This window comes from Pseudomonas sp. P1_F1_2, from assembly GCF_056405815.1.
Genome location: NZ_JBFUBK010000166.1, coordinates 1 through 8,845 on the forward strand (window position 1 = coordinate 1; position 8,845 = coordinate 8,845).

General features: G+C 60.5%; 9 protein-coding genes and 1 pseudogene. 3 read left to right on the forward strand and 7 right to left on the reverse strand.

Annotated elements, in window-relative coordinates:
* Positions 1-237: pseudogene (locus AC1D2P_RS29540) on the forward strand (IS110 family transposase); the annotation flags it as partial.
* A gap of 34 nt (positions 238-271) precedes the next feature.
* Here the strand turns inward: AC1D2P_RS29540 and AC1D2P_RS29545 are convergent.
* Positions 272-1,354 (reverse strand): BMP family ABC transporter substrate-binding protein, encoded by a 1,083-nt coding sequence (locus tag AC1D2P_RS29545; protein ID WP_077432445.1) that lies wholly within the window; start codon positions 1,352-1,354, stop codon positions 272-274.
* A gap of 300 nt (positions 1,355-1,654) precedes the next feature.
* On the opposite strand from AC1D2P_RS29545, the gene AC1D2P_RS29550 reads away from it, so the two are divergent.
* Complete coding sequence (locus tag AC1D2P_RS29550) at positions 1,655-2,743, forward strand: calcium:cation antiporter (protein ID WP_077432431.1); 1,089 nt, start codon at positions 1,655-1,657, stop codon at positions 2,741-2,743.
* Between the two features lie 97 nt (positions 2,744-2,840).
* On the opposite strand, the gene AC1D2P_RS29555 is transcribed toward AC1D2P_RS29550, so the two are convergent.
* From AC1D2P_RS29555 to AC1D2P_RS29565, 3 genes are all read right to left on the reverse strand, one after another.
* Entirely contained in the window at positions 2,841-4,199 is a 1,359-nt protein-coding gene (locus AC1D2P_RS29555; RefSeq protein WP_077432432.1) for an 8-oxoguanine deaminase, read from the reverse strand.
* 254 nt (positions 4,200-4,453) lie between these two features.
* A complete protein-coding gene (locus AC1D2P_RS29560) occupies positions 4,454-5,140 on the reverse strand; it encodes an SDR family oxidoreductase (RefSeq protein ID WP_477758586.1) in 687 nt (228 codons plus the stop codon).
* Between the two features lie 25 nt (positions 5,141-5,165).
* Positions 5,166-5,516: a MerR family transcriptional regulator gene (locus tag AC1D2P_RS29565; RefSeq protein ID WP_077432433.1), complete on the reverse strand. Its 351-nt coding sequence runs from the start codon at positions 5,514-5,516 to the stop codon at positions 5,166-5,168.
* 82 nt (positions 5,517-5,598) lie between these two features.
* Here AC1D2P_RS29565 and AC1D2P_RS29570 point away from each other — a divergent pair, with 82 nt between their 5' ends.
* Entirely contained in the window at positions 5,599-6,039 is a 441-nt protein-coding gene (locus AC1D2P_RS29570; RefSeq protein ID WP_109785519.1) for a hypothetical protein, read from the forward strand.
* A gap of 40 nt (positions 6,040-6,079) precedes the next feature.
* Here the strand turns inward: AC1D2P_RS29570 and AC1D2P_RS29575 are convergent, their stop codons facing one another.
* The 3 genes from AC1D2P_RS29575 to AC1D2P_RS29585 all read right to left on the reverse strand — a co-directional run.
* Complete coding sequence (locus AC1D2P_RS29575; RefSeq protein WP_477758587.1) at positions 6,080-7,006, reverse strand: ABC transporter permease; 927 nt, start codon at positions 7,004-7,006, stop codon at positions 6,080-6,082.
* On the reverse strand, positions 7,006-8,112 hold the full coding sequence (locus AC1D2P_RS29580; protein WP_223523424.1) for an ABC transporter permease: 1,107 nt from the start codon (positions 8,110-8,112) through the stop codon (positions 7,006-7,008). The genes AC1D2P_RS29575 and AC1D2P_RS29580 overlap by 1 nt, the downstream gene beginning before the upstream one ends.
* A 27-nt stretch (positions 8,113-8,139) precedes the next feature.
* Positions 8,140-8,845, reverse strand: a 706-nt coding sequence (locus AC1D2P_RS29585; RefSeq protein WP_477811730.1) for an ATP-binding cassette domain-containing protein, incomplete at its 5' end; no start/stop codon positions are given.

Sequence of the window (8,845 nt, forward strand, 5' to 3'; positions counted from 1 at the left end):
CACCTGTCCAAAAAAGGCGATACGGAGCTGCGGCGCCTGGCTCACAACGCGGCGATGGCGGCTTGTCGGTCTGCCACCTGGAAACCGTACTATGAGTCCTATCTCGTCAGAGGCTTGGCAAAAACCCAAGCCCTGGTGATCCTCGCCCGCAAGCTATGCCGGGTGGCATTCGCTCTCATGAAAAACCAGAGCGAATACCAGCCAAATTTAAGGCTGCAGGGTTCCCCTGCAACATAGAATCTCCCACAAGTACAGTGTTGGGTTGGGGGCGCTACTTCGGAATATCGGCCTTCATGCCTTCGACGTAGTAGTTCATCGACGCCAGTTGCGCAGTGGTCGCACTGACGCCTGCCGGGATTTTCTCCGTGCCGGCCTGGTCCTTGATCGGCCCGGTAAACGGCTGCAACGCGCCACTCTTGATGTCGGCAATGATCTGCTCGGCTTCGGTTTTCACCGCCGCAGGCACCAGGTCGCTGATCGGCAGTTCAACCGTGCCTTCCTTCAAGCCGCCCCAGTAATCCTGCGATTTCCAGTCGTGGTCGAGCACGCTTTGGGTCGCTTGAACGTAGTGCGGGCCCCAGTCGTTGACGATGGAGGTCAGCACGGCTTTCGGGCCGAAGTGCGCCATGTCCGAAGCGTAGCCGACGGCGTACACACCACGACGTTCGGCCGCCTGGATCGGTGCCGGGCTGTCGGTGTGCTGGAACACCACGTCCACGCCCTGGTCGATCAGCGCGTTGGCGGCGTCGGCTTCCTTGCCTGGATCGAACCACGAGTTGACCCACACCACTTTGATCTCGGTGCCGGGGTTGTACTTGTTCAGGGCCAGTTGAATGGCGTTGATGTCGCGGATCACTTCCGGGATGGGGAATGAGGCGACATAGCCGATCTTCTTGGTCTTGGTCATCTTCGCCGCGAGGAAACCGCCGACGTAGCGGCCCTCGTAAGTGCGGGCCAGGTAGGTGCCTAGGTTCTTGTCCTGCTTGTAGCCGGTGGCGTGTTCGAAGGTCACCTTGGGAAACTGCCTGGCAACTTTCAGGGTCGGGTTCATGTAGCCGAAAGACGTGGTGAAGATCAGGTCGTAGTTGTCCTTGGCCATGTTGCGGATTACCCGCTCGGCGTCAGCGCCTTCGGCGACGTTCTCCACGTAGTTGGTGGTGATCTGGTCGCCGAATTTTTCGGCGAGCACTTTGCGTCCCTGTTCATGCTGATACGTCCAGCCGTGGTCACCGATTGGACCGATGTAGACGAAACCGACTTTCAGCGGGACGGCGGCACTGGCGATCAGGCTGGCGCTCAGACCGATGGCGGCGGCGACGGCGCAAAGCAGCTTCTTCAGCGGACGGTTATGCATGAATTCGAACTCCATGTTGTTGTGAGGTTGGCAGGGGCAATRCAAATTGCTGACCAACAGGACAACAAACATCACGAGATCGCGTAACGGCCATCGCGGGCAAGCCCGGCTCCTACATGACCTGCGCAAATCCTGTGGGAGCGGGCTTGCCCGCGATGAGGTCGGTGCGGCCAATAAAAGTGCATGGCCAGACAGGGTTGCCATCCACTGGTGCGCTAAGGTCTAACGAAACGTTAGCGCCGCACCGCAGTCAGTAGCTCACCGCACTGATTTCGCGCCACTGCGCAAAAAGGTATCGCGATGCTCAGACTTCTCAGGCAAGAAACCTTTCTGCTGCTGGCCGTCCTCGCTGCCGTTGTTGCGTACCCGCTCGAGCACTGGATGCTCCACAGTGGCCAACCCGCTGCGCTGGCCGCTGGACTGGTGTTGATTGCGTTCATCGTCGCCGCCTCCATGCGCGTCGCCCGTCACGCTGAGTTGCTGGCGGAAAAAGTCGGCGATCCCTACGGCACGATGATCCTGACGCTGGCGGCGGTGCTGGTGGAAGTGGTGATCCTGGCGATCATGATGAGCAACGAAGCCTCAAAGACGTTGGTGCGCGACACGATTTACTCGGCCGTGATGCTCGACATCAACGGCATCCTCGGCCTGGCGGCGTTGATGGGCGGTCTCAAGCATGGCGAGCAGTCCTACAACGATGACTCGGCACGCAGCTACAGCGTGATGATTCTGACCGCCATGGGCGTATCGATGGTGGTGCCGGAGTTCATTCCCGAGGCCAACTGGAAACTCTATTCGGCCTTCACCATCGGCGCGATGGTTGTGCTCTACGCATTGTTCCTGCGGATGCAGGTTGGTCCGCACAGCTACTTTTTCAGCTACAGCTACCCGGAAAAACGCCGCCGGAAAGTCCCGGAAGAAGAACCGGAACCGGTCAATCTGGCGCTGAGTATCGGCACGTTGGTGTTTGGCGTGGTGGTGATCGGTGCGTTGGCCGAAGTGATGTCCAAAACCCTGGATCTGGGCTTGCAAGGAACGGGGGCGCCGCCGGTGATAACTGCGATTCTGGTGGCGGCCATTTCGGCTGCGCCGGAGATTCTGACGGCATTGCGCGCGGCATTGGCCAATCGCATGCAGTCGGTGGTCAACATCGCGATGGGCGCGTCCTTGTCGACGGTCATCCTGACGGTGCCGGTGATGGAAGCGATGGCGCTTTACACTGGCCAACCGTTCCAGATGGCGATGACGCCGGTGCAGACGGTGATGATTTTCATCACCCTGATCGTCAGCGCGATCAACCTTAACGATGGCGAAACCAACGCCATCGAAGGCATGACCCACTTTGTGCTGTTTGCGACGTTCATCATGTTGTCGCTGTTGGGCCTTTAAAAGCATCGCGGGCAAGCCATGCTCCTACAGGTACAGCGTCGCTCTCAAGAACGATGCAAATCCTGTAGGAGCAAGGCTTGCCCGCGATGGCGTCCTATCAGACGCCGGCGATCAACTGTCGGGCAGCCTGACTGTGATCGGCAATCAGGCCCTTCAGGTCCAGGCCTTCGACCTGCCCGTCAATCACGCGCCACTTGCCGCCCACCATTACCCGGTCCGCGCGATCCGCGCCACACAGCAGCAACGCCGACACCGGATCATGGCTGCCGGAGAAGCGCAGTTCGTCGAGTTTGAACAGCGCCAGGTCCGCCTGCTTGCCGACCGCCAGTTCGCCGATATCGGTGCGTCCCAGCAAACTCGCCGAACCCTTGGTGGCCCAACCGAGCACCAACTCCGGCGTGATCTTCTCGGCGCCATAACGCAGGCGCTGGATGTACAGCGCCTGGCGGGTTTCGAGCATCATGTTCGACGCATCGTTGGACGCCGAGCCGTCTACCCCCAGACCGAGCAACGCGCCGGCGGCCGTGAGATCCAGCGTCGGGCAGATGCCGGAAGCGAGGCGCATGTTCGAACTCGGGCAATGGCAAATACCGGTGCCGGCGGTGCCGAGGCGGGCGATCTCGTCCGGGTTGAAGTGGATACCGTGCGCCAGCCACGTACGCGGGCCGAGCCAGCCGACGCTGTCCAGATAATCCACGGTGCGCAGGCCGAAGCGTTGCAGGCAGAAGTCTTCTTCGTCGAGGGTTTCGGCCAGGTGCGTGTGCAGGCGCACGTCGAGCTTGTTCGCCAGCTCGGCGCTGGCCGACATGATCTCCGGTGTCACCGAGAACGGCGAGCACGGCGCCAACGCGATCTGGATTTGCGCACCGTCGCCGCGTTCATGGTATTCGGCGATCAAGCGCTGGCTGTCGGCGAGAATCACTTCGCCTTCCTGCACGGTTTGCTGTGGGGGCAGGCCGCCGTCCTTTTCGCCGAGGCTCATGGAACCGCGTGTGAGCATGGCGCGCATGCCCAGTTCACGGACGCTTTCGACTTGCACGTCGATCGCGTTTTCAAGGCCTTCGGGAAACAGGTAATGGTGATCGGCAGCAGTGGTGCAGCCCGACAGCAGCAACTCGGCCAGCGCGACTTTGGTGGCGAGGGCGAGTTTTTCCGGGGTAAGACGGGCCCAGACCGGGTACAGGGTTTTCAGCCACGGGAACAACGGCTGGTTGACCACCGGCGCCCAGGCACGGGTCAGGGTTTGATAGAAATGGTGATGGGTGTTGATCAGCCCCGGAAGGATCACATGCTCGCGGGCATCGAAGACTTCATGGCAAGGCGTGGAGGGTTGCTGTCCCAGGCCGAGCACTTCGACGATCAAACCGTCTTGCACTACCAGGCCACCACGGGCATCGAGGCCATTGGCAGTAAAAATGGAGAGGGGGTTTTTTAACCAGGTACGGGTCGCAGGCATGTTGGCCGGCTCCTCTGAAAGTGGGGTTCAGGTTAGCCAGCTCAGTGATTACCCTGTCTGCTGATCCAGGGTCGCCGCGGGGGCGAGGGGCGCAGTTTCGGACAAAATGCTGTTCCGGGCAAGCCCGGCCCGACCAGACAACACAAATCCCTGTAGGAGCCGGGCTTGCCCGCGATGCAGGCGCCGCGGTCTGTCAGCGAAACCTGGTTGATGCGATCGCGGGCAAGCCCGGCTCCTACAGTCGGCGGAGTTGTTTACCAGGGAATGGTTTCACCCCGGTAATTCACAAAATGATGCCCGCCCTTGCCGGTATAGGCATTGACCTGATCAACCAGACCACGGGTGCTGGTGTCGACATCGATGTCCGCGCCTTCACCGCCCATGTCGGTTTTCACCCAGCCTGGGTGCAGCGACAGCACGGTGAGTTTTTGCTCGCCCAGTTGCGTCACAAAGCTGTTGGTCATGGAGTTCAACGCTGCTTTGCTGGCCTTGTACAACGCCAGTTCAGGCGCGTCGGGCATGGTCACGCTGCCCAGTACCGAACTCATGAACGCCAGCACGCCGCTGTCTGGACGAATCTGTCCGACGAAACGCTGGGCCAGATTGATCGGTGCCACGGCGTTGGTAAAAAACAACTGGCCGACTTCGGCCAACGTGGCACCACCGGGTGTTTGCACGTCCGGGCCCTTGACCCCGGCATTTACAAACAACAGATCGAACACCTCGCCTTTGAGTTGTTCGCTGAGGGCGATCACCGCGGGCTGATCGTCCATGTCGAGTTTCTCGATGCGCACGTCGCCCAACGCCTGCAACGCTTCAGCATTCTGTGGATTACGCACGGTGGCGATCACTTGCCAGCCGTCGGCCAGCAGGGTTTTCACCAGACCGAGGCCCAGGCCCCGGGAGGCGCCGATGATAAGGGCGGTTTTTGCCTTGGACATGAGTGGCTTCCTTGAAAAATGAGGATCATGGATTCAGTGGACAGCGTTGCCCGAGCCGTTGTTGCAACTCGTGACGCAACGCGCCGAGTTCATCCATCCGGGCTTCGATCAGTTTGAGTTTGTCTTGCAGCAATTGCGTGACGGCACTGTCTGGATCAGGTGATTGCCAGATGGCCGCGACGCTGTTGCCGATTTCGCCGAGGGTAAACCCCAGTCGTTGAGCGGTTTTGATGTACTGCACCAGTTGCACCATGTCCGCGGGGTAGTCGCGATAACCATTGGCGCTGCGTTGCGCCGCGATCAGTCCGCGCTGCTCGTAGAAGCGCAGCGTGTCGCGGCTGACGGCGCTGGCCTGGGCTAATTCACCGATGCGCATGTTGGCGTCTCGAGAGGGCTTGACCCTGGAGCATACTCCAGGCTTTAGCCTTGTTGCTCCCCGAATTTATGGAGCAATGCCGATGTGGACTTCAGCGCAATATCGCCGGGTGGTGCAAGGCAGTGCCTGGTATGACTTGATCGTGACGGCGGCGTTTGCCACGCCGTGGAGTTTTGCGGCGTTGCATGGAGTGTTGACGAGTGTGAGTCAGGCGTTGGATTTGCCCGGTGAACTGCCTGCGTTTGAACCGATGCACATGCTGATGGCGAACCTGTTGGGGTCGATTGTGTGCGTGTGGGCAGTGCTGCGGATTCGTGATCCGCAGCAGATTTATGGCCGGTATGACGCGGTCGGTCGATTCCTGTTTTCGGCTTGGCAGCTCTATGCCTTGCTGCATGGGGCCAGTTCTTTGCTGGTGGTTTTCCTGATCTTTGAGTTGGCCTGGGGCGTGGTTCAGGTGTTGCCTGTTCGGCAGTCATCGCTGGCAAGCCATGCTCCTACAGGCCCAGCGCCAAACCTGTAGGAGCCGAGCTTGCTCGCGATGGGGCTCGCCCGGCTAGCCGCTAATGCCCGGCCTGCCACGGCTGGCCTAACGAAACCGGCGCATACAATCGCGTACGCACCGCATCTCGCGAGAGCAGCACCAACACCACAATCGTCGCGACATACGGCAGCATCGCCAGCAGGCTCGAGGGTATCGCCAGCCCCAATCCCTGCGCCACCAGGTGCAGGATGCTGGCGAGGCCGAACAGATACGCCCCCAGCAGCAAGCGCCACACCCGCCAACTGGCGAACACCACCAGCGCCAATGCAATCCAGCCGCGTCCGGCGCTCATGTTCTCCGCCCACATCGGCGTGTATGCCAGGGACAGATACGCCCCAGCCAACCCGGCCATCGCGCCGCCAAACAACACCGCCAGCGTGCGCACCGCCAACACCGGCAAGCCCATGGCACTCGCTGCATCCGGGCTTTCCCCGACCGCCTGAATGATCAGCCCGACGCGGCTTTTCAAAATCACCCAGGCCACCAACGCAAACAGCGCGAACGACAAATACACCAGCAGATCCTGTGCAAACAGCATTCGCCCGATCAGCGGGATTTCACTCAGATAGGGAATCGCCACCGGTTCAAAACCGCTCAACGGTTTACCGACCCACGCCGCGCCGACAAACGTCGACAGGCCCACGCCGAAAATCGTCAGCGCCAGGCCAGTGGCTACCTGATTGGCGTTGAACACCAGCGCGACTAACGCAAACAACGACGACAGCAGCATCCCTGCGAACATCGCCAACAGCACACCAAGCCAGAGGTTGCCGCTGTTCAGCGCAACGATAAAACCGATCACCGCGCCAAACAGCATCATGCCTTCCTGGCCGAGGTTGAGGACGCCGCTTTTCTCGCAAATCAATTCACCCAGCGCCACCAACAGCAACGGTGTGCCACAACGGACCATGGCGTAGAAAATATTGCTCAGCAGATCTATATCCATCACAGCGCTCCTGCGTGTACGGCGGTGGCGGGTGCGCGGCGGGCCCAGCGCAGGTTCAAACGTGGCCGATAGAGAATCAGCACATCGCTGGCCAGCAGGAAAAACAGCATCATTCCCTGGAACAGTTGGGTGATGGCTTGTGGCAGGTTCATGCTCATTTGCGCGCTCTCGCCACCGATGTACAGCAACGCCATCAACAGGCTCGAAAACACAATGCCGACAGGATTCAGCCGCCCGAGAAATGCCACGGTGATCGCCGCATAGCCATAGCCGGGTGAGACCTGCGGCACCAATTGGCCGATCGGCCCGGTCACTTCACACACGCCGGCCAACCCCGCCAAACCGCCGCTGATCAGCAGCACCAGCCAGATCAGCCGTTTCTCGCGAAACCCGACGAACCCCGCCGCGCGCTTGTCCAGCCCCAACACTTTGATCTGAAAACCGACAAAGCTTTTCTGCAACAACACCCAGACCGCGACCAACGCCAGCAAGGCGAAATACACCCCGGCGTGAACCCGGCCGTCTTCGGTCAGCAAGGGCAAACGGCTGAAGTCCCCGAACATCGCTGACTGCGGAAAATTGAACCCCTCCGGGTCTTTCAACGGCCCATGCACACAAAACAGCAGCAGGTTCAGGGCGATGTAATTGAGCATGATGCTGGTGAGGATTTCGTTGGCGTTGAAGCGCGTGCGCAACCAGGCGGTCAGCCCGGCCCAGGCTGCACCGGCCACGGTGCCGACGAGCAAAATCAGCACCAGTGCCCAGCGACTTTGCAGGTCAATGATGTTCACCGCCAAGGTACTGCCGGCCAATGCGCCGAGCAGTAATTGACCTTCTGCGCCGATGTTCCAGATGCGTGCCTGATACGCCACGGCCAGACCCAATGCGCACAGCAGAATCGGCAGCGCTTTGACCAGGAGTTCCGATACGCCGTATCCATCGCTGATCGGCGCAATCAACAACGTGTGCAAGGTGAGCAGCGGATCGTGGCCCAGCGCGACAAACAGCAATGAGCCACAACCCAGCGTCAGCACCGCCGCCAACAACGGTGAGCACCAAAGCATCAGGCGCGATTGCTGGCCACGGGGTTCGAGAGAAAGCAGCATGGAAAGCTCCGATAAACAGTTAAGCCGTTAAACCGTTGCGGGTTCAGGTGATTGATTGGCATCGAACTGGCCGGCCATCCAGGCGCCGACGTCAATCAGGCGCGTGTCGACAGTGGCTTTGAGCGGCGATAGCCGCCCGCTGCACAACGCGCCGAGGCGGTCGCTGATCTGGAACAATTCGTCGAGGTCTTCGGAGATCACCAGAATCGCTGCGCCGGCATCGCGCAAGGCAATCAGCGCGCGGTGAATGGTCGCGGCGGCGCCGACGTCCACGCCCCAGGTCGGGTGTGCGGCGATCAGCAGTTTGGGTTGCTGGAGGATCTCCCGGCCGAGGATGAATTTCTGCAAGTTGCCACCGGAGAGGCTGCGGGCTGGCGTTTGGGTATCGGGGGTTTTTACGCCAAAGCGCTTGATGATTTCTTCGGCCAATGCTTCAACCTTTGCGCGCTGAATCAATCCGTGACTGACCAGCCCTTGTTGAAACGCTGTGAGCAGCGCGTTGTCCGCCAGGCTCAAATCCGGTACCGCGCCGTGACCCAGGCGTTCAGCCGGAACGAAGGCGAGGCCGAGCTTACGCCGTGCATCAGGCCGCAGGTGGGCGACGGGTTGCCCGCCGAAACTGATCGTCGATCCGTCGTTGTGGCTCAGTCGTTCTTCGCCGCTGAGCAGGGCCAGCAATTCATCCTGACCATTACCCGCGACACCGGCGATGCCGACGATTTCACCGCTGCGC

Bases quoted from the DNA above. Each gene is read 5' to 3' on its own strand.
- AC1D2P_RS29545 (WP_077432445.1), bottom strand. From the start codon at position 1,354: ATGCATAACCGTCCGCTGAAGAAGCTGCTTTGCGCCGTCGCCGCCGCC.
- AC1D2P_RS29550 (WP_077432431.1), top strand. From the start codon at position 1,655: ATGCTCAGACTTCTCAGGCAAGAAACCTTTCTGCTGCTGGCCGTCCTC.
- AC1D2P_RS29555 (WP_077432432.1), bottom strand. From the start codon at position 4,199: ATGCCTGCGACCCGTACCTGGTTAAAAAACCCCCTCTCCATTTTTACT.
- AC1D2P_RS29560 (WP_477758586.1), bottom strand. From the start codon at position 5,140: ATGTCCAAGGCAAAAACCGCCCTTATCATCGGCGCCTCCCGGGGCCTG.
- AC1D2P_RS29565 (WP_077432433.1), bottom strand. From the start codon at position 5,516: ATGCGCATCGGTGAATTAGCCCAGGCCAGCGCCGTCAGCCGCGACACG.
- AC1D2P_RS29570 (WP_109785519.1), top strand. From the start codon at position 5,599: ATGTGGACTTCAGCGCAATATCGCCGGGTGGTGCAAGGCAGTGCCTGG.
- AC1D2P_RS29575 (WP_477758587.1), bottom strand. From the start codon at position 7,006: ATGGATATAGATCTGCTGAGCAATATTTTCTACGCCATGGTCCGTTGT.
- AC1D2P_RS29580 (WP_223523424.1), bottom strand. From the start codon at position 8,112: ATGCTGCTTTCTCTCGAACCCCGTGGCCAGCAATCGCGCCTGATGCTT.